The organism is Hoeflea sp. TYP-13 (genome assembly GCF_040932035.1).
Lineage (GTDB): Bacteria > Pseudomonadota > Alphaproteobacteria > Rhizobiales > Rhizobiaceae > Hoeflea_A.
Window position 1 is genome coordinate 425,697 of the sequence record NZ_JBFRBB010000004.1, and the last position, 18,849, is coordinate 444,545.

An 18,849-nucleotide genomic window follows, 5' to 3' on the forward strand; every position below is an offset into this window, starting at 1 on the left:
ATCTGTTTCCGTCAATCGTCCGCTACTTACCGTCTTCCAGCTTCTGCCTCAGCGCATAAAGCGCTTCGAGCGCGTCGCGGGGCGTCATGTCGTCGGGATTGAGCTCCGAGAGGGCGTCCTCGACTGCGGAAGGCCCGGATTTTGCCGGCGCTTCCTGTCTTATCTCGGCAGAAAACAGCGGCAGATCGTCGATCAGCTGATGGGCGGGGCTCTTGCGTTCGCCCTCTTCGAGCTGGCTCAGCACATCGCGGGCGCGCGCCACGACGGATTCCGGCAGGCCCGCCAGCCGCGCCACCTGGATTCCGTAGGAGCGGTCGGCAGCGCCCGGACCGACCTCATGCAGGAAGATCACTTCGCCCTCCCATTCCTTGACCCGCATGGTAGCATTGGCGAGCCGCCCGAGCTTTTCGGAAAGCACCGTCAGTTCGTGGAAATGGGTAGCAAAAAGACCGCGGCAGCGATTGACCTCGTGCAGATGTTCCACAGCCGCCCAGGCGATTGACAGGCCGTCGAAGGTCGCGGTGCCCCGGCCGATTTCGTCGAGGATCACCAGCGAACGGTCGCTCGCCTGATTGAGGATCGCCGCCGTTTCCACCATTTCCACCATGAAGGTCGAGCGGCCACGGGCAAGATCGTCGGAAGCGCCGACGCGCGAAAACAGCCGGTCGACGACGCCGATATGGGCGCTGCCGGCCGGAACGAAAGACCCCATCTGCGCCATGATTGCGATCAGCGCATTCTGGCGCAGGAAGGTGGACTTGCCGCCCATATTCGGCCCGGTCAGCAGCCAGATGGCGCCTTCAAACGCCTCATTTGCCGGAGAAAGGTCGCAGTCATTGGCGACAAACGGGCCCTCCGACTGCCGGCGCAGCGCCTGTTCGACTACCGGGTGGCGCCCCGCAACGATGTGGAATGCCATGGAGGTGTCGACCGTGGGCCGGCAATAACCCTGCTCTTCCGCAAGAACGGCAAGCGCTGCCGAAACATCGAGCACGGCAAGCGCATTGGCCGCCAGTGTGATGGCCTCCGCGGCGCCAACGACCGCTGCGGTCATTTCGTCATAGATGCCGAATTCGATCGTCAGGGCGCGATCGGCGGCATTGGCGATGCGGCTTTCAAGATCGGCAAGCTCGGTTGTGGTGAAGCGCATGGCGTTGGCCATGGTCTGGCGATGGATAAAGCGGGCCTTGGCTTCGTCGCCCTCGGTCAATGCAGACGCATTGCCGGCAGTCACTTCGATGAAATAGCCGAGAACATTATTATGTTTTATTTTCAGTGATTTGACGCCGGTCTCGTCCGCATATTGCGCCTGCAGGCCAGCGATCACCTTGCGCGACTCGTCACGCAGCGCCCGCATCTCGTCGAGCTCGTCATGATAGCCTGCCCGCACGAAACCACCGTCCCGGCGCATAAGCGGAAGTTCCTCGCCGAGAACCGCGTCGAGCATTTTCGCAAGATCGTCCGGAAGCTGCCTCAGGCTGGCGACCGCCAGGGAGGTTTCAGCCGGCAGATCGGCGTTGCTGAAGAACTCAATGAGCAGTCCGGCGGTTTCCAGCCCCTGGCGAATAGCGCCGAGATCGCGCGGCCCACCCCGGTTCAGTGCCAGGCGCGACAGCGCGCGCGGCATATCCGGCGCTGATTTCAGCGTCTCGCGCGCGCTTTCACCGAGCGATGCCTGCGACAGGAACCACGACACCGCGTCGAGCCTTTCGCCGATGGCGTCCGGATCGGTCAGCGGCGACATAAGCCGTTCGGCCAGCAGCCGTCCGCCGCCGCCGGTGACCGTGCGGTCTATGGCGGCAAGCAATCCGCCCTTGCGGTCGCCGGAAAGTGTGCGCAGCAGCTCCAGATTGGTGCGCGTCGCCGGGTCGATGAACAGAGTAGAGCCTGCCGTTTCGCGTTCCGGGCGCCTAAGCGGTGGCCGCTCCGAAAGCTGGGTCTTTTCCACATAGGCGATGGCCGCCGCCGCTGCCGCAAGCTCGGCGCGGGAGAAGGTTCCAAAACCGTCAAGGGTCGAAACGTCGAAGAACCGCCTGATGCGTCCTTCTGCGCTGGAACTGTCGAACAGGACCGAAGGCTGCGGCGAAACGATCGTGCCGAGCATGTCGAACACCGGCCGCAGTTCCTCGTCATGAAAGACCCGGTCCGAAACGATCAGCTCCTTCGGGTCCACCCGCATGACGTCGGCCGCAAGCCTGCTTGCCGTCGTTTCGGCCAGGCGGAAGGTGCCGGTGGATATATCGACCCAGGCGAGGGCAAAGCCGCCCTGCGCCATGCCTTTGACCCTGGCCAGAGTCATCAGATAATTGGATTCCGACGGCGAGAGCAGTTTTTCTTCCGTCAGCGTTCCGGGCGTGACGAGCCGCACGACGTCGCGCCTGACGACCGACTTGGAGCCGCGCTTCTTGGCGTCTGCCGGATCCTCTGTCTGCTCGCACACTGCGACCCTGTATCCGTGTGCGATCAGCTTTTGCAGATAGTCGTCGGCTGCGTGCACCGGCACGCCGCACATCGGTATGTCTTCACCCAGGTGCTGGCCGCGTTTGGTGAGCGTAATACCGAGTGCCTTCGATGCCTCCACGGCATCGCCGAAGAACAGCTCGTAAAAATCGCCCATGCGATAAAACAGCAGTGAGTCCGGGTTGGCCGCCTTGATCTCGATGAACTGTTCCATCATCGGCGTCGCCGAGGCCCGGCTTTCAGCCGAGGCGAGTTTTGCGGTGGTCAGCATTCATTCCATTCCGGCGGTCATAGTTGCGCTTATATCGATTCATCCGGTCGCGACAATTCCGTATCGTTGTTATCCAGTTTTTTATGCCGGAAACCGGCAAAAGGTTGCGTTTATCGCCCATTTTGCCCGGCCGGGCGAAATTGCCCAAGGCCAATTTCCTGGCTTTGCCGGTTGGCACTTTCAACCAATTCGTTAAGCTGCATCTTCGTTGACGAACTTTACATGGCGCCGCTCGCACCCTAACGGTGCACGGACAGCAAAAACAACAGGGCAAGCGCCGCGAATGCCGTTCGCCCACAATAGGTTAGGAAATATGCCGGGAACCGACAAATCGTCTCAAACAATGTCGACCATTACGGAGCAGGAAGCGCTGGAATTTCACGCGCGCGGCCGGCCCGGAAAACTGGAAATCAACGCAACAAAGCCAATGGCGACCCAGCGGGATTTGTCGCTTGCCTATTCGCCGGGAGTCGCAGTGCCCGTCAAGGCGATTGCCGACGACCCTTCCCGTGCCTTCGACTACACGGCACGCGGAAACCTGGTGGGTGTGATCTCCAACGGTACGGCGATTTTGGGTCTCGGCAATCTCGGAGCGCTGGCATCGAAGCCGGTGATGGAAGGCAAGGCGGTGCTGTTCAAACGCTTTGCCGACGTTGATTCCATCGACCTTGAGGTTGGCACCGAAGATATCGATGAATTCGTCAACTGCGTGCGCCAGCTCGGACCCTCCTTCGGTGGCATCAATCTTGAGGACATCAAGGCGCCGGACTGTTTCATCATCGAGCAGCGCTTGCGCGAGGTCATGGATATTCCGGTTTTCCATGACGACCAGCACGGCACCGCCATCATCGCGGTCGCCGGGCTCATCAACGCGTTGCACCTGACCGGCCGCGACATGAAGACGACCAAACTCGTCTGCAACGGTGCGGGGGCTGCGGCCATTGCTTGTATGGAACTCATCAAATCGATGGGTTTTGCAGCCGAGAATATCATCCTCTGCGATACCAAGGGCGTGATCCACCAGGGCCGCGAAGAAGGCATGAACCAGTGGAAATCAGCCCATGCGGTCAAGACCAAGGCACGGACGCTCGATCAGGCCCTGGACGGTGCGGATGTGTTCTTTGGTCTGTCGGTCAAGGGCGCGCTGACCGAAGACATGGTCCGTTCCATGGCCAAAAACCCGATCATTTTCGCGATGGCCAATCCGGATCCGGAAATCACGCCCGAGGAAGTCGCCCGTATCCGCGACGACGCAATCATGGCGACCGGCCGCTCCGACTATCCCAACCAGGTCAACAACGTCCTTGGTTTTCCCTATATTTTCCGCGGCGCGCTGGATGTCAGGGCATCGACCATCAACGACGCGATGAAAATAGCCGCGGCGGAAGCGCTTGCGAGCCTTGCGCGCGAAGACGTGCCCGATGAGGTGGCGGCAGCCTATCGCGGCAATCGTCCGCGTTTCGGCCCGCAATATATCATCCCGGTTCCCTTCGATCCACGCCTCTTGAGCGACGTGCCGCGCGCCGTGGCGCGCGCAGCGATGGATTCAGGCGTCGCGCAAAGGCCGATCCTAGACCTTGAGGCCTACGGCCGCGAGCTTTCGGCGCGCCGCGATCCGATCGCCTCGACCCTGCAGCGCATCTACCAGCGCGTCCGCCGCCAGCCGCGGCGGGTGGTCTTTGCCGAGGGCGAAGAAGAACATGTCATGCGTGCGGCCGTTTCCTATGCGAACCAGCGTCTGGGCACGGCCATTTTGCTCGGTCGGACCGAGCAGATGGAGCAGATGGCAAAACAGGCGGGCATCGATCTCGAAAAGCCCGAGATCGAACTTGTCAATGCGCGCGTGTCCCGGCGGCTTGAAGCCTATACGGAATACCTCTACGCGCGATTGCAGCGCAAAGGTTATCTCTACCGTGACTGCCAGAGGTTGATTAACACCGATCGAAATCATTTCGCCGCCTGCATGGTGGCGCTGGGCGATGCCGATGCAGTCGTGACCGGTACGACGCGTAACTATTCGACAGCGCTTGACGATGTTCGCCGCTGCATCGACGTTAAACCGGGACACCGGGTGATCGGCGTGTCGCTGGCCCTGTGCCGTGGGCGCACCGTTCTGGTCGCCGATACCGCCGTGATCGACATGCCTAATTCCGAAGAGCTTGCCGATATCGCCGAGGAGGCGGCCGGCGTTGCACGGCGGCTCGGCTACGAACCGCGGGTCGCCATGCTCGCCTATTCGACATTCGGGCACCCGCCCGGCGAACGAGCCGAACGGGTCAGGGAGGCCGTCAATATTCTCGACAAGCGGCGCGTGGATTTCGAGTATGACGGAGAGATGGCGGCCGACGTGGCGCTCAATGCCGACGTTATGGCGCAATACCCCTTCTGCCGCCTGTCGGGCACCGCAAACGTGCTGGTTATGCCGGCATTCCACTCGGCTTCCATATCGACCAAGATGCTACAGGAGCTTGGCGGATCGACGGTCATCGGCCCGCTGCTTGTCGGATTGGACAAGTCGGTTCAGATCGTCTCAATGGGCGCGCGCGATTCCGACATCGTTAATATGGCGGCGCTTGCCGCCTACAATGTCGGCAGCTAGCGGTCAAAAGCACTGAAAGAAAAAGGCGGGTGCCCTCGGGCACCCGCCTTTTCTGTTCCACTCTAAGTTTGTTTTATGAAGCAAACCGGCTCGCATCCGCGCCGTAGTGATTGATGTAGCGATTGTTGATCTGGGCGATCGGCAGCACGACCATGACGTCCGTCGTGCCGAAAGCACGGTCGATCACCGCCCCGTCGCCGATCATTGCGCCGAGGCGCAGGTAACCCTTGAGCAGCGGCGGCATGGAATTGATGGCTCCGCGCATATCCACCGCTTCCTTCGGCATAAGATCCATATTGCTGTAGAGTTCCGGTCGGGCGCTGACGGACCATATGCCGCTTGCCAGGCAGTTATGATAGAGGAATGACAGCGGCAGTGCATGCGCTTCCGGTTGAACTCCGGGCATAGAGGCGCAGCCGAACATGGCATCTATTCCGTGTTCGAGCGAATAAGCCCAGTTGCCCTGCCACAGGAGCTCAACCGTCCTGCGGGTGCGGTACTGCGGCAACACGCAGGAACGCCCGAGTTCCATGAAACGTTTTTCCGGGTGGCGGGCTAAAAGATCGGCGATGGCGAATTCGGAGGTTGAATAAAACCCGTCATTGGCGCGCGCCACTTCCTGCCGCAGAAGGCGGTAGGTGCCGACGATCTGTTTTTCAGGGTCCCCGACGATCGAGTGATCGAGAACCAGCAGGTGGTCGCAGACCGCGTCGAATGCATCCATATCGCGGCCGCACCGCATCGATTCGGGCGGCAGGGCGGCGCCCATTTCCTTGGCAAACACGTTGAAACGCACGGCCTGGGCGGCGGCAATCTCCGATGGCGTCGCTGCCAACCGTGTCTCCAGATGGCCTATGCGGCCAAGTACAGCGGTTTCGCCCTGCGTCATATCAAGTGCCGGTCGCGGCGCTGCGGCCTTGTTGGCCGGCGTTCCGCGCATGTTCAGTGTCATGGCAAATCAACTCTCTGGTACTGTCTTGATGCCCATTAATCAGAACTATACGACAAAGCAGTGACATCCAGCCACTTATGTACCACGAAGAGTTGCCGAGGTGTGATTTTTTCACCTTATTGTATATATTACCCGCCCATATCAACTACGACGCGGCCCCTGATTTTCCCGTCAATCAGGGCCTTTGCCGTAGGAATAATATCATCAAACGCGATTGTTTTCGATAGAGTGTGCAATTTGTCGAAATCCAGATCGCTCGCCAGCCGGCCCCACGCCTCCTCGCGCAGATGTTTCGGCGCCATCACCGAATCGACGCCAAGCAGCGCGACGCCGCGCAGGATAAACGGCATGACCGTGGCCGGCAGGTCCATGCCCTGCGCCAACCCGCAGGCCGCCACGCCGCCGCCGTAGCGCGTCATCGCGAGAACATTTGCAAGTGTGGTGCTGCCGACCGAATCGATACCGCCGGCCCAGCGTTCCTTGCCAAGCGGCCGTCCGGGTTCGGATAGTTCGTTGCGGTCGATGATTTCGTTTGCGCCAAGCGATTTGAGGAAATCGGCCTCTTCGGGTCTGCCGGTCGATGCGATCACTTCGTAACCGAGTTTCGACAGAATGGAGATTGCAACGGAGCCGACGCCGCCATTGGCGCCGGTCACGACGATCGGACCATCGTCGGGCTTGAGGCCATAGCGCTGCAATGCCATGACGCACAGCATTGACGTATAGCCAGCCGTGCCGATCGCCATGGCATCATGGGCTGAGATCCCTTCCGGCCGCTTGATAAGCCAGTCGCCGCTGAGCCGCGCATAGCGCGCATAGGCGCCCGTGTGGGTTTCGCCGACGCCCCATCCGTTGAGGATGACATGGTCGCCGGCCTTGAAGGCGTCATGTGTGGATTCGACTACGGTTCCTGCGCAGTCGACGCCCGGCACCATGGGCCAGCGGCGCACAACCGGCGCCTTGCCGGTTATCGCAAGCCCGTCCTTGTAGTTAACCGTTGTCGCCTCGACCTCGACCACGACATCACCGTCCATCAGGTCATCCATGCCGATTTCATTGATATCGACACTTTGTACCTTGTCCTCGTCGCGTGAAATGACGATGGCCTTGAACGGTTCTTGCATCGGGGTTCCTCCTCTTGAGCGGGCGTTTAGCTTTATTCGGTTCCGCCGGTTTCAGCCGGGTAGAGCCACTTGCCGAAGATCTCGTCGACAATGATCGCGGCGGCGCCGACGGTAATGAAAGCATCGGCAAGGTTGAAAACGGCAAAATACCAGGTGGCGGTGTGGACAAGTATGTAATCGACGACATAGCCATGCATTGCCCGGTCGATCAGGTTGCCGATGGCGCCGGCGACAATAAAGGCGAATCCGATCTGACTGACCCACCGTTGCGGAGTGCTTCTGGCCCAAAGTGTGGCCACAAAGCCGATTACCAGGAGCATCAGGGCGATCAGCCACTTTTCACCGATCCAGGTCAGCATGGAAAATGCGATGCCTTCGTTGCGGGTATAAAACAGAGCAAGCACCGGCAGGATATCGACCATTTCCTGGAAGGGCAGATATTTCTCTACAGCCCACTTAATGGTCTGATCAAGCGCCACCAGCACGGCAACCAGCCCCATGGCATAGCGGGGGCGGGAAAACAGTGACCGTACGGCTTTCATCGTGGAACCTCCAGCAAGTGTCGACGGGCCTCAAACAGCATAATGCCAGTTGCAACGGCAAGGTTAAGCGAATCAGCCCTGCCGCTCTGTGGAATGAGTGCCAGTCTATCACACCGCTCCGCAAGTGCTGTCGGCAGGCCGGCTTGTTCATTCCCCATCAACACAATGGTCGGCCGCGCCCCATAGTCAATCGTTCTATAGTCGACGGCACCGGCCAGATGCGTGCCGACGAGAAGGGCATCCTGCCCGTTGCACCACTTCAAAAATCCACCGATGTCGGTTCGCGTCACCGGAACCGCAAAAATCGATCCCATTGTGGCGCGTGTTGTTTCCAGCGAAAACGGATCCGTCGAATCCCCGACAAGGATAACCCCGCTTGCCCCGGCGGCGTCGGCCGTGCGGATAATGGTGCCAAGATTGCCGGGGTCGCGCACCCGGTCGAGCGCCACATAGGTCTCATCCCTAGTTGGGTGCAGATCTTCGAGCCCGGCATAGCGTTGTTCGAACACACCGCAAACCATTTGGGGGTTGTCCCGGCGTGTGATTGCCGAAAGTACCTTGTCGGAGACCTCTAGCACTAGCCCGCCATGAGCGACGGTCCGTGCTGCCACCTGTTCGACCGCCGCATTGCTCTTGGCCGCTTTCGAATAGATCAGTGTCCGGATATGCCAGTCCTGATCCAGCGCATCGATAATCAGCTTCAGCCCCTCGGCCATGAAACTCGATGTGCGGTCGCGGTTCTTTTTCAGAGCCAGCGCGCGGATATCCTTGATGATCGGATTGCTCAGGCTGGTGATTTCCTTGACCTGACCGACACGTGGCTTGCGGTCTGTGTGGGAGCCGGGATTGTTGTGCGTCATGGGTTCACCCAGCGGCTGAAGAGGGATGTCGACAGGGCCCGTCCGGCCGATTGCTCGCGCAGAATGAGTTCGCCCGATTCCACCAACCCGCCGGCGCCGCGCATCGTCTCGCGCATGAGCTCGTGTATCGAATAGAAGGACGCCCGGATGGAATAGACCGTCAGCACCAGCGCAACCGCCTGCGGGCTAAGGATCGAACGGCAGATATCGAGCATTGCCGGCAGGTGGTCGAAGAGCTGCCAGACCTCGCCATTGGGTCCGCGGCCGAATTTCGGCGGATCAGTCAATATGATGTCGTAGCTGTTGCCGCGCCGCTCTTCGCGGGCGATAAACTTCATAGCGTCATCGCATATCCAGCGGATCGGTTTGTCCTCCAACCCTGCCAGTGCCTGGTTTTCGCGCGCCCAGCCGATGGCTTTCTTCGATGCGTCGACATGGGTCACCTCGGCGCCGCCTGCCGCCGCGATCAGTGAGGCAACCCCCGTATAGCCAAAGAGGTTGAGCACATTCAGCGTCCGGTCGCTGGAGCGGATCCGGTCTTGCATCCAGCGCCAGTGTGCCATCTGCTCCGGGAAAACCCCAACGTGACGAAATGACGTGAAGCGCCCGTAAAAATCGACATCCAGGAGCCGCATGGGCCAGGTCTCGCCCAGGGGCGTTGCGGGAAATTTCCAGCGCCCCAGCCCATCTTCGTCCGTATCGCCGGTGAAAATTGCGTCGGCGTCCGACCAGTCGGCATCGCCCAAGGCCCGCGGCCACAGTGCCTGCGCCTCCGGGCGCACGATGCGGTAGGGGCCATATCGCTCGAGCTTTTCGCCGTTGCCGCTGTCGATGAGGCGAAAACCCTCGGCTGCGGCCGTTTCGAGTATGACCGGAATGTTCTCAGCCGGTCGCTCGCCGCTGCGCGGTGGCCGGTCCGGTGCGGAAAGGCTCTGGGCATTTGCCGGCGATGGGTGTTGACCTGCATTCTTGCGGGGCGTTTTTTCGGCCCTGCGGACAGGTTCCCGGTTCCCGGCTCGCATTGTCCTGCCCTTCGGCCCTTGTTTCTTGCGCTGTGGGTTTCGCCGTTGTTTTTCTTTCAAGAAATCGTCCGTTCAGTTTTCCGTCGGCACCGCTCTGCTGCTGCAAGCAAATAGCACTAGAGTCCCCCTTGGCAAAGGCGTTTTGTCGCGGCATAGGTTAACCAGCAAGATACCAGGTCCGAATGGCCGGCGCAGAGGGAAGGACAGTCACATGGAAATGAATGGTGAAGAACGCATCGCCGCATCAAGAGACGTCGTATGGGCAGCGCTCAATAATCCGGAGATCCTGCGGCAATGCATTCCCGGCTGCCAGTCTCTGGAAATGATATCGGACAACGAAATGTCGGCGGCGGTAAAACTGAAAGTCGGGCCGGTGTCAGCAACCTTCAAGGGCGCCGTTACGCTTGAAAACATCAACGCCCCGGAAAGCTACACCATCACGGGAGAAGGCAAGGGCGGCATTGCCGGATTCGCCAAGGGCGGTGCGGATGTGGTTCTGCGCGAGGACGGCGCCGAGACAATCCTGACTTATGACGTCAAGGCGCAGGTCGGCGGCAAGCTCGCACAACTGGGTTCAAGGCTGATCGACTCGACGTCGAAGAAACTGGCTGGTCAGTTTTTCGCAAGTTTCGGCGAAGTGGTCGGCAACGCCTCCTGATACGATCAGCCGGTCGGCTTTGCCAGGCGCTGCCACACAAGACATCCGGCGGCAAAATCTTCAAGTGAAGCGCCGGTCGATTTGAACAGGGTGATCTCATCCGGGTCTGAACGGCCGGCGTGCTCGCCTTTGCACAGCATGGCAAGATCGGCGACAACATCGGACCTGTCGATCAGGCCGGCCTCCAGCGGCTGGACGATATCGCCGCCCTCCTTGAGCGCGCCGCCAAATGTATCGACGAACAGTGTCGAACGGCGCACGGCCTCGTCGTCGCTTTCGCGCAATTGCGGTGTAAACGCGCCGACCAGATCGAGATGGGTTCCCGGCGACAGCCACGCGCCCTCGATCAGCGGCTGCGACGTTATGGTAGCCGCTGAAACGATGTCGGCGTCGGCAATCGCTGCAGCGCGATCTTCGCTCACCGTGACCTCAAACGCCTCTCCTGCAAGTTCCATGGCAAGTTTTTCGGCGTTTTCGGCATTCCGGTTCCACAGGGTAACCTGGCGGATCGGATGAACGGCGGCATGGGCGCGGATGAGATAGGGCGCCAGCTTGCCGGCGCCGATCATCGCCATCGATGCAGCGCCTTGCCGCGCAAGATAACGCCCGGCCAGAGCCGAGGCCGCCGCCGTGCGCCACAGGGTCAGCTTCTGGCCGTCGATAAGGGCCAGCGGTTCGCCGGTTTTCCCGTCGGACAGAAGATACACGCCCATGACCGCAGGTTTGCCGACAAGGTTATTGTCCGGGCTTACGGTCACGATCTTGACGCCCATGAACCCGTCGCCCTCGAAGCCGTCCTGCGCAAAATCGCTCCAGGCGGGCATCAAAAGCATGGTGCTGTCAGCGCCTTTTGGACGCTCCACCGTATGGTGATGACGCACGGGCGCGCGCACGCCGCCGGAAAAAGCGCGGGCCAGTTCATCGATAAGCATCGGAAAGTCGAGCAGACTGTCGACCTGGTCGGCGGATATGATTTTCATATTGTGCGGTCCGCAGGGCTACGCCGATGTCAGCGACTTGCCGCTGGTAACCGATTCAGCTCGCTCGCGCTGCCTGTCTGCTTCCGTGTGCCAGCGCACCGCTTCCTTGGCCTCCTTGCGCGCCTGTTTGCGGTACCGGCCCTGTTTGAACCAGGTTGCGAGTGAACCGACCACCATGCCGATCATCAGGGCGATGAAAAGGAACACAAAAAAAGGCGCGCTGACGGAAAGAACCGAATCGCCGGGATCAAAGGGGTTGAGCGCCAGGGTGACGAAATTCCTGTTGGCGACCGAAAGAACAATCAGAACGATCGCAACCGGGACTAGAATAATAAAGTTGATCAGTTTTCTGGTCATCGCATCCGAACCTTTTGAGATGTGGCACGAATAGCACCGCAATCAGATACGCGCCAGAGCAAGTTGCACGCATGCGGCAAATGCGCCCCGTGGGGCGCATCGATGCATTCCGGCTCCTGATTTACGATGCTGCGCTTAGCCTTCACCGCCCGGATTGAGGCGTTCGCGCAACTCCTTGCCTGTCTTGAAAAACGGTACCCATTTTTCCTCGACAAAGACCGATTCACCGGTGCGCGGATTGCGACCGGATCGCGACGGTCGATTCTTGACGGAAAACGCGCCAAATCCTCGAAGCTCGACGCGGTTGCCCTCGGCGAGCGCGTCCGTCACCTCATCCAGTATCGCATTAACGATGTTCTCCACATCGCGATGGTACAGATGCGGATTGCGGGCGGCAATTATATGCACTAACTCCGACTTGATCACGGTTGTTCCCCTCATCCGTGCTATTGTTCTGCCGGGCCAAATTGCCAAACAGAAACAAGGCCGTCAAGGAACAACTTGCGTTCGGCGAGTTGACGCAACTGATCTGCAAACGGAATCGAGCCGCCTTCCAGCGCCGTCAGCAGCCGGACCATCGCATTGCCGAACAGCAACTCGCTGCTCGATTTGCGCCGTTCCCATTCAACAATCTTCAGAGATTCCGCGACGCCTTTGCCGGTCAGATAGGTGCGGATTTCCGCCTCTCCGCCGATAATATCGACGAGGCCGTTGCCTGCCGCCTGTCGCCCTGTGAAGATGCTGCCGTCCGCAAGTTTGAGCGCATCGGCCCGTGACAGGCCCCGCCTGTCTGCAACAAGATCGACGAACCAGTTGTAGGAATCGTTGATCATCGAGCGGATCATTGCCTTGGCTTCATCGCTGGCCGCATGGAACGGCGAGGGCTCCGCTTTCAGCGGCGCTGATTTGATTTCCTGAACGGACACGCCGACCTTCTCAAGCAGACCGGAGACCTGAGCGTATTGGAATATGACACCTATGGATCCGACAATGGACGTGTCGCCCGCAACGATATAGTCCGTACCGCAGGCAATCATGTAGGCCGCCGAGGCGGCCAGGGTACGCACTTCGGCGACGACCGGCTTGTCGGCCGCAACAGCGCGAACGGCGTTGTAGAGGGTTTCGCCGCCATAGGACGTACCGCCCGGTGATTCGAGCCGGATGATCAGCGCCTTTACGCGATCGCTCTTGCGGATCGTCTCGAGCCGTTCGATCATCTCGGTGTCGTCGGTAATGACCCCCGAAATCGTGACCCGGGCTATATGGGCCGTTGATTTGCCGGCGATGGAATCGGAAGCGCTGTTGCTCACAACGAGGCCTGCAATGCCCGCGAGTACGACAACAAGTGCGACAACGCGCCAGAATGTCAGTTTTCGCCGCAGGCGGCGGCGATCGGCTATGCCACTTTGATCCATTGCTCCAATCCGTGTCCGTTCAACCATGTGTCGATATTGGACCATTGAAATAGCAGATTGATGCCCATGGGCATAACATCAATTTACAATCTGAAAAAAAACGTTGAATGAGACTATTGCACCGCACACAATTACCACATTGGGTCTGTATGCGCCCTGTACCATGTGATAAGTTCTGCCCAGCAAGGTGTTGGGCGCAGATGTTTTTGCGTTGGCCGGAATCAAGCCGGCCGGGGGAATACGGACATTTATGAGCAGTGCAAGGGCAATACCGGACCGGCGCCACAGGAGTAGAAGTGACTACGCCGCGGCGATTCGGCATTCGAAAAGAGTTAAACTGCTGAAGCTGGTTTTTCCGACAGCAACGGTGTTTGCCGTCATTGCATTTGTCGGCTCGACGATGATATCGCGCGCGCTGCCGGAAGGAGCGTCGATCGACAGTGCGGCAATATCGGACGGTAAGATCGTTATGAGCAATCCGATCATGACCGGTCAGCTTGGTGACGACAAGAGTTACTCCGTCAAGGCCGTCCGTGCCATACAGGAAATTTCCGCTCAGTCGGTGATTCGGCTGGAGGACATCGTGGCGGATTTCCCGTTCACCGGATCGGAAACCGCAGTGCTCAGCGCCATCAGCGGCATATACCATCGGGATGAGGAATTTCTGTCGCTTGATCAGCCATTTACTGTGACAACCGAAGCAGGTATGACGGCCGAACTGGAGTCGGCGCATATTGACATCAAGAGCGGCAAACTTACTTCGGATCAACAGGTCAGGATCGACACAAGCCAGGCGACGCTGGTTGCCCAGTCGCTGACCATGGAAAACAATGGAGCAATGATCACCTTCGACAAAGGTGTTCGCATGACAATAAAGCCCGGAGCGGTCGAAGCTGCATCCGCGACTGAGGGGAGCGGCAGTTGATCGGCGCTCCTGACGAAGGATGAAGCCAATGTATTGCTGTCTCCGAACTGGACTGTCCTGCGTGCTCGCCCTTGGCATGTTCCTGTCCGTCTCGATTTCCACCGGAGCACGCGCGCAGGAAGGAAGCGCCGGTCGTCTTGAAGGGCTTGCCCTTTCCGGCGATCAGCCCATTCAGATTGAAAGCGACAAGCTGCAGGTGCAGGACGAAAAAGGCACCGCCATATTCAGCGGCAACGTCAAGGTCGTGCAGGGCAAGACGACGATGCAGTCGGGACACATGACTGTCTATTACGCCAAGGAAGAGGGCGCTTCGACAACCGGCTCGTCCAAGATCGATCGCATCGATGTCAAGGACAAGGTCTATATCAAGTCGGAAAACCAGGAGGCGACTGCCGACCGGGGTGTTTTTGACATGATTTCCGAAACAGTGGAACTGACCGGAGAGCGCGTTGTTCTGTCAGAGGGCGAAAACGTTTTTGTGGGGTGCAAACTCACGGTTTTTGTGAAATCGGGTGAAGCCAAGCTGGAAGCCTGCGGCAAACGTGTGAAGATTCAGCTCGATCCCAAGTCGAGGAAAAAATAGCGCATTCTGCGCGTTTTCGACCGGTCTTTCCATTGCCGTAAGATTTTAATGTTGAAATACGTTGATATGTGCTTCGCAAAGCACCATTACAGTCGGATGGATCAACGCACGCATATTCGCTCTGGGAACGACCGGTATTGACCTTCATTTCAGCTATGTTCAGGGGCAGGTCCGGTGGCGACGTCAAAAGTCGGCCATCCAAGCAATTTCCGCAATCGGCCGGCCAGAGCGAACGTGAACGCTATGAAGGCACGCTCATTGCCCGCAACCTCACCAAAACCTACAAGTCGCGCCGCGTCGTAAACGGCGTTTCGCTGGGCGTGCGAAGGGGCGAAGCTGTCGGATTGCTGGGTCCAAACGGCGCCGGCAAGACCACCTGTTTTTACATGATCACCGGCCTGGTGCCGGTTGATGAGGGAACGATCCGCATAGACGGCAACGATGTGACCCAGATGCCGATGTATCGCCGTGCACGCCTTGGTGTCGGCTATCTGCCGCAGGAAGCCTCCATTTTCAGGGGATTGAGCGTCGAGGCCAATATTCGCGCCGTCCTGGAAGTTGTCGAGCGCGACAAGGCCGTGCGCGAGAGGAAACTGGACGAGCTGCTCAACGAATTCAGCATCGATCATCTGCGCGCCGCGCCTTCCATTTCGCTTTCCGGCGGCGAACGCCGGCGTCTCGAGATTGCGCGGGCGCTTGCTTCCGATCCGACATTTATGCTTCTTGACGAACCGTTTGCCGGTGTCGATCCGATAGCTGTATCCGACATACAGGCGCTTGTGCGGCATCTGACCCAGCGTGGCATCGGCGTTTTGATCACCGACCACAATGTGCGCGAAACGCTGGGGCTGATCGATCGTGCCTATATTATTCACGCCGGTAAGGTGCTGACCCACGGGCGGGCAAAGGACATCGTCGAAAATCCGGATGTCCGGCGGCTTTATCTTGGCGAGGGATTCCGGCTTTGATCGCCCCGGGCGAGACCGGTTTCCGCCGCACCGAATTTACTGTAGCCGAAAGTCCTGCAGCTAAAACCTTGACATTTGCCGCTAAAAAGCAATTTTTGGGCCAGTTTTTATCGGCGGCATGCCGCTTGCCGAAAAATATTGGTTGATACGGCACAGGTAGTTCCGGGTATATGGCACTTACGGCCTCATTGCAGACACGCCAAAGCCAGTCACTGGTGATGACACCGCAGTTGATGCAGTCGATCAGGCTTCTGCAGCTGACCCACACCGAATTGATGCAATATGTCGAGCGGGAAGTGGAAAAGAATCCGCTTCTTGAAAAGGTGACTGAAACGGACGCGCCGCCGACCGAGGCCGGCGGGGAGACAGAAGCCGCGGCAGTGCCGAATGGCAGCGAAGCAGAATGGTTCAGTGATGAACTCGACCACGACGGAAAGGAAATTTCCGCGCGGCTGGATGCCGCGCCCGAAGACGTTTTTCCGGAAGATAGCGGTGCCGCCGCACCAGACGCACCCGAGCTTGCCGCGCAGTGGAAATCGATGCCGGGAGCGGCCGCGCATGCAAGCGATGCCTACAATGATCCGGACGGATTTTCCGCAAGGCCGCAGACCTTGCGTGATACCGTCAACGAACAGATCATATTCACCTTCCCGAACGTTGCCGATCGGCTGATTGCGGCCGATATTGCCGATCATCTCGATGCGGCGGGTTACCTGAGCGTCGACCTTCGCGAAACGGCGGAAAGGCTGAATGTCGATGTGACGGCGGTGGAACAGGTTTTGTCCGCATTGCAGGAATTTGAACCGGCAGGCCTCTTTGCACGTTCGCTTTCCGAGTGCCTGGCCATCCAGTTGCGCCGAAAAGACCGGTTCGATCCGGCCATGCAGGCGCTGGTGAATAACCTGGAATTGCTGGCGCGGCGTGATTTCAAGACATTGAGGAAGCTCTGCGGTGTCGAGGAGGCCGACCTTGTCGACATGCTTACTGAAATCAGAGCCCTGGATCCCAAACCCGGCAACCGTTTTGATGGTGCCAACGTGCAGACGATCATTGCCGATGTTACGGTGCGCCAGGCATCTGGCGGCAACTGGAACGTTGAACTCAATGCCGAGACCCTACCGAGGGTTCTGGTGGATCAGACCTATTTCAGACAGGTGTCGGCCGGTGCCGGACAAAGCCAAGGTGACCGTGAATATCTCAACGAGTGCATGAAAAACGCCAATTGGCTCACCCGCAGCCTTGATCAAAGGGCGAAGACCATTTTGAAGGTCGCCGGTGAGATCGTGCTCCGGCAGACGGAATTCCTGTCCCGTGGCGTTGAATATTTACGCCCATTGACACTGAAATCGGTCGCAGACGCGATTGGCATGCATGAATCCACTGTCAGCCGCGTTACGTCGAACAAATACATGGCAACCCCGCGCGGAATATTCGAATTAAAGTTCTTCTTCACCGCTTCGATTGCCGCATCGGGAGAGGGCGAAAGTCACTCCTCCGCAGCCGTTCGCCACCGGATTCGCCAGATGATCGAAGAGGAATCGCCGGAAAAGGTACTTTCGGACGATGTCATCGTCCGCAATCTGAAACAGGAAGGCGTCGATATCGCGCGCCGCACCGTGGCCAAATACCGCGAGGGGATGAATATTGCGTCTTCTGTGCAACGGCGACGGGAAAAACGTGCTTTGGCGCGTGCCGGACAGTGAACCGGGCCGCGCTGTTAATCCGGTCCCAAAACGGGAAAACAGGCTCAGGGGGCATATATTTAGCGTAGAAACGGTTTTATGAGGGTGTTCCTGGCAGGTTCTTGAGCCCGCGCGCATTGACATTTCGGCCATCTCGCCTTAAAGCCGCCGCGTCCGCGGGCCAGATAGCCTCAACAGGCTAAAAACAGGTTAGGACGGTTTTGCACAGCCGCGTCCCCAAAGCATCGAATTGAACGCCATTCGACTTGGATGGTGTGACAGACTCGCATAGACTGACCAAAACGGCAAAAAGAAGAAGGGTTGTACAATGAGCGTACGCGTATCGGGCAAGCATATGGAAATCGGAGAGACCTTCCGTACGCGAATTGAAGATCGGATTGGCGATGCGGTCACGAAGTATTTCGACGGTGGCTTTTCCAGCCAGGTAACAGTCGAGAAGTCCGGCTCCCGTTTTTCAACCGATTGTCTTGTCCATCTCGACACCGGCGCTTCTTTGCAGGCAACCGGACAGGCTCAGGAACCGCAGGCGAGTTTTGATGCGGCCGCCGAACGGGTGGAAAAGCGCTTGCGACGGTACAAGCGCCGCCTGAAGGACCATCATTCTGGAAATCATGCCAACAGCGCTGAGGTTGCGTACCGGGTAATGGATTCCGGCACGAATGATGAAGAAGAGCTTCCCGAGGACTACGCGCCCGCAATCGTGGCCGAGTCTTCAAAGATCGTGAAGACCATGACCGTTGCTAGCGCTGTCATGGCACTGGATATGACTGATAATCCGGTTCTTGTATTTCGCAATGCTGGCAACAACGAAGTGAACGTTGTGTATCGTCGTAACGACGGAAATATCGGCTGGATCGATACCGCCGATATCAAGTCATAAACAGCCCATTTTGGGACCGCGGGCGGCTTGGCGCGCTGTCCGGCAAACATAATATTCGACACTCGAGGAACTGGCGATGTCACTTGCGGATTTGATTGTACAGGACGCAGTACTTCCCGCGCTCAAAGTTAATTCTAAAAAACAACTGCTTCAGGAATTGTCGGCCAAAGCGGCTCAGGTGACCGGCCTTTCCGAGCGCGAGGTTTTTGATGTCATCCTGCAGCGTGAACGCCTGGGCTCTACCGGTGTCGGCAATGGAATTGCGATTCCGCACGGAAAGCTGACATCGATCAAAACCATTGTCGGCGTTTTTGCACGCCTGCCCGAACCCGTTGATTTCGAGGCACTGGACGACCAGCCGGTTGATCTGGTGTTTCTGCTGCTTGCACCGGAAGGCGCCGGGGCTGATCATCTCAAAGCGCTTTCGCGCATCGCCAGGGTCTTGCGCGACGGCGACATGGTGACAAAGCTGCGCCAGACGGAATCGGCCTCGGCAATCTATGCATTCCTGACGGATTCGCCGGCGTCCAACGCCGCCTGAGAGCTCAGT

At 58.8% G+C, this 18,849-nt stretch carries 18 protein-coding genes and 1 pseudogene; 9 read left to right on the top strand and 10 right to left on the bottom strand.

The annotated features are described in order from the left end of the window. Positions 1-22 precede the first annotated feature (22 nt). Entirely contained in the window at positions 23-2,731 is a 2,709-nt protein-coding gene (mutS, locus tag ABVT35_RS22280; protein WP_368469442.1) for a DNA mismatch repair protein MutS, read from the bottom strand. 313 nt (positions 2,732-3,044) lie between these two features. Between mutS and ABVT35_RS22285 the strand changes: the two genes are divergently transcribed. Then, positions 3,045-5,330, top strand: a complete 2,286-nt coding sequence (locus tag ABVT35_RS22285; protein WP_368469444.1) for an NADP-dependent malic enzyme — start codon at positions 3,045-3,047, stop codon at positions 5,328-5,330. A 73-nt stretch (positions 5,331-5,403) separates the two neighbouring features. On the opposite strand, the gene ABVT35_RS22290 is transcribed toward ABVT35_RS22285, so the two are convergent. The 5 genes from ABVT35_RS22290 to ABVT35_RS22310 all read right to left on the bottom strand — a co-directional run bounded on the left by ABVT35_RS22290 (position 5,404) and on the right by ABVT35_RS22310 (position 9,830). Further along, positions 5,404-6,219 carry a GNAT family N-acetyltransferase gene (locus ABVT35_RS22290; RefSeq protein WP_368469709.1) on the bottom strand — a complete coding sequence of 272 codons (816 nt, stop codon included), beginning with the start codon at positions 6,217-6,219 and terminating at the stop codon, positions 5,404-5,406. Positions 6,220-6,410: 191 nt separating this feature from the next. Next, complete coding sequence (locus ABVT35_RS22295; RefSeq protein ID WP_368469445.1) at positions 6,411-7,406, bottom strand: MDR family oxidoreductase; 996 nt, start codon at positions 7,404-7,406, stop codon at positions 6,411-6,413. A gap of 32 nt (positions 7,407-7,438) precedes the next feature. Beyond that, positions 7,439-7,948 carry a signal peptidase II gene (lspA, locus tag ABVT35_RS22300; RefSeq protein WP_368469446.1) on the bottom strand — a complete coding sequence of 170 codons (510 nt, stop codon included), beginning with the start codon at positions 7,946-7,948 and terminating at the stop codon, positions 7,439-7,441. Beyond that, positions 7,945-8,808: a TrmH family RNA methyltransferase gene (locus ABVT35_RS22305; RefSeq protein WP_368469448.1), complete on the bottom strand. Its 864-nt coding sequence runs from the start codon at positions 8,806-8,808 to the stop codon at positions 7,945-7,947. The genes lspA and ABVT35_RS22305 overlap by 4 nt, the downstream gene beginning before the upstream one ends. Next, positions 8,805-9,830 carry a class I SAM-dependent methyltransferase gene (locus ABVT35_RS22310; protein WP_368469449.1) on the bottom strand — a complete coding sequence of 342 codons (1,026 nt, stop codon included), beginning with the start codon at positions 9,828-9,830 and terminating at the stop codon, positions 8,805-8,807. The genes ABVT35_RS22305 and ABVT35_RS22310 overlap by 4 nt, the downstream gene beginning before the upstream one ends. A gap of 211 nt (positions 9,831-10,041) precedes the next feature. Between ABVT35_RS22310 and ABVT35_RS22315 the strand changes: the two genes are divergently transcribed. Continuing rightward, positions 10,042-10,488, top strand: coding sequence for a carbon monoxide dehydrogenase subunit G (locus ABVT35_RS22315; protein WP_368469450.1), 447 nt, complete (start codon positions 10,042-10,044; stop codon positions 10,486-10,488). A 5-nt stretch (positions 10,489-10,493) separates the two neighbouring features. Here ABVT35_RS22315 and ABVT35_RS22320 read toward each other — a convergent pair whose 3' ends face one another. The 4 genes from ABVT35_RS22320 to sppA form a co-directional block, all read right to left on the bottom strand. Then, positions 10,494-11,468, bottom strand: a complete 975-nt coding sequence (locus ABVT35_RS22320; RefSeq protein ID WP_368469451.1) for an ornithine cyclodeaminase family protein — start codon at positions 11,466-11,468, stop codon at positions 10,494-10,496. 18 nt (positions 11,469-11,486) lie between these two features. Next, positions 11,487-11,825 (bottom strand): LapA family protein, encoded by a 339-nt coding sequence (locus tag ABVT35_RS22325; protein WP_368469453.1) that lies wholly within the window; start codon positions 11,823-11,825, stop codon positions 11,487-11,489. A gap of 135 nt (positions 11,826-11,960) precedes the next feature. Continuing rightward, a complete protein-coding gene (locus ABVT35_RS22330; RefSeq protein ID WP_368469454.1) occupies positions 11,961-12,251 on the bottom strand; it encodes an integration host factor subunit beta in 291 nt (96 codons plus the stop codon). A 20-nt stretch (positions 12,252-12,271) separates the two neighbouring features. Next, positions 12,272-13,240: a signal peptide peptidase SppA gene (sppA, locus tag ABVT35_RS22335; RefSeq protein ID WP_368469455.1), complete on the bottom strand. Its 969-nt coding sequence runs from the start codon at positions 13,238-13,240 to the stop codon at positions 12,272-12,274. A gap of 250 nt (positions 13,241-13,490) precedes the next feature. Between sppA and lptC the strand changes: the two genes are divergently transcribed. The 7 genes and pseudogenes from lptC to ptsN all read left to right on the top strand — a co-directional run bounded on the left by lptC (position 13,491) and on the right by ptsN (position 18,840). Further along, positions 13,491-14,165: an LPS export ABC transporter periplasmic protein LptC gene (gene lptC, locus ABVT35_RS22340; protein WP_368469457.1), complete on the top strand. Its 675-nt coding sequence runs from the start codon at positions 13,491-13,493 to the stop codon at positions 14,163-14,165. 28 nt (positions 14,166-14,193) lie between these two features. After that, positions 14,194-14,748, top strand: a complete 555-nt coding sequence (locus ABVT35_RS22345; RefSeq protein ID WP_368469458.1) for an LptA/OstA family protein — start codon at positions 14,194-14,196, stop codon at positions 14,746-14,748. A gap of 230 nt (positions 14,749-14,978) precedes the next feature. Beyond that, positions 14,979-15,716: pseudogene (gene lptB, locus ABVT35_RS22350) on the top strand (LPS export ABC transporter ATP-binding protein); the annotation flags it as partial. Then, on the top strand, positions 15,713-15,862 hold the full coding sequence (locus ABVT35_RS22355; protein ID WP_368469459.1) for a hypothetical protein: 150 nt from the start codon (positions 15,713-15,715) through the stop codon (positions 15,860-15,862). The pseudogene lptB and the gene ABVT35_RS22355, both read left to right, overlap by 4 nt. A 24-nt stretch (positions 15,863-15,886) precedes the next feature. Further along, the gene (rpoN, locus tag ABVT35_RS22360) at positions 15,887-17,419 is read left to right on the top strand and encodes an RNA polymerase factor sigma-54 (RefSeq protein WP_368469461.1); all 1,533 of its coding nucleotides are present in this window, start codon (positions 15,887-15,889) and stop codon (positions 17,417-17,419) included. A 307-nt stretch (positions 17,420-17,726) separates the two neighbouring features. Beyond that, positions 17,727-18,299, top strand: coding sequence for a ribosome-associated translation inhibitor RaiA (raiA, locus tag ABVT35_RS22365; RefSeq protein ID WP_368469462.1), 573 nt, complete (start codon positions 17,727-17,729; stop codon positions 18,297-18,299). Between the two features lie 76 nt (positions 18,300-18,375). Then, complete coding sequence (ptsN, locus tag ABVT35_RS22370; protein WP_368469464.1) at positions 18,376-18,840, top strand: PTS IIA-like nitrogen regulatory protein PtsN; 465 nt, start codon at positions 18,376-18,378, stop codon at positions 18,838-18,840. The last annotated feature ends 9 nt before the right edge of the window (positions 18,841-18,849 follow it).

What these genes read in the sequence shown, in the direction of transcription:
- mutS (WP_368469442.1), bottom strand. Translation starts at nt 2,731, where the DNA reads ATGCTGACCACCGCAAAACTCGCCTCGGCTGAAAGCCGGGCCTCGGCG.
- ABVT35_RS22285 (WP_368469444.1), top strand. Translation starts at nt 3,045, where the DNA reads ATGCCGGGAACCGACAAATCGTCTCAAACAATGTCGACCATTACGGAG.
- ABVT35_RS22290 (WP_368469709.1), bottom strand. Translation starts at nt 6,219, where the DNA reads ATGACGCAGGGCGAAACCGCTGTACTTGGCCGCATAGGCCATCTGGAG.
- ABVT35_RS22295 (WP_368469445.1), bottom strand. Translation starts at nt 7,406, where the DNA reads ATGCAAGAACCGTTCAAGGCCATCGTCATTTCACGCGACGAGGACAAG.
- lspA (WP_368469446.1), bottom strand. Translation starts at nt 7,948, where the DNA reads ATGAAAGCCGTACGGTCACTGTTTTCCCGCCCCCGCTATGCCATGGGG.
- ABVT35_RS22305 (WP_368469448.1), bottom strand. Translation starts at nt 8,808, where the DNA reads ATGACGCACAACAATCCCGGCTCCCACACAGACCGCAAGCCACGTGTC.
- ABVT35_RS22310 (WP_368469449.1), bottom strand. Translation starts at nt 9,830, where the DNA reads ATGCGAGCCGGGAACCGGGAACCTGTCCGCAGGGCCGAAAAAACGCCC.
- ABVT35_RS22315 (WP_368469450.1), top strand. Translation starts at nt 10,042, where the DNA reads ATGGAAATGAATGGTGAAGAACGCATCGCCGCATCAAGAGACGTCGTA.
- ABVT35_RS22320 (WP_368469451.1), bottom strand. Translation starts at nt 11,468, where the DNA reads ATGAAAATCATATCCGCCGACCAGGTCGACAGTCTGCTCGACTTTCCG.
- ABVT35_RS22325 (WP_368469453.1), bottom strand. Translation starts at nt 11,825, where the DNA reads ATGACCAGAAAACTGATCAACTTTATTATTCTAGTCCCGGTTGCGATC.
- sppA (WP_368469455.1), bottom strand. Translation starts at nt 13,240, where the DNA reads ATGGATCAAAGTGGCATAGCCGATCGCCGCCGCCTGCGGCGAAAACTG.
- lptC (WP_368469457.1), top strand. Translation starts at nt 13,491, where the DNA reads ATGAGCAGTGCAAGGGCAATACCGGACCGGCGCCACAGGAGTAGAAGT.
- ABVT35_RS22345 (WP_368469458.1), top strand. Translation starts at nt 14,194, where the DNA reads ATGTATTGCTGTCTCCGAACTGGACTGTCCTGCGTGCTCGCCCTTGGC.
- rpoN (WP_368469461.1), top strand. Translation starts at nt 15,887, where the DNA reads ATGGCACTTACGGCCTCATTGCAGACACGCCAAAGCCAGTCACTGGTG.
- raiA (WP_368469462.1), top strand. Translation starts at nt 17,727, where the DNA reads ATGAGCGTACGCGTATCGGGCAAGCATATGGAAATCGGAGAGACCTTC.
- ptsN (WP_368469464.1), top strand. Translation starts at nt 18,376, where the DNA reads ATGTCACTTGCGGATTTGATTGTACAGGACGCAGTACTTCCCGCGCTC.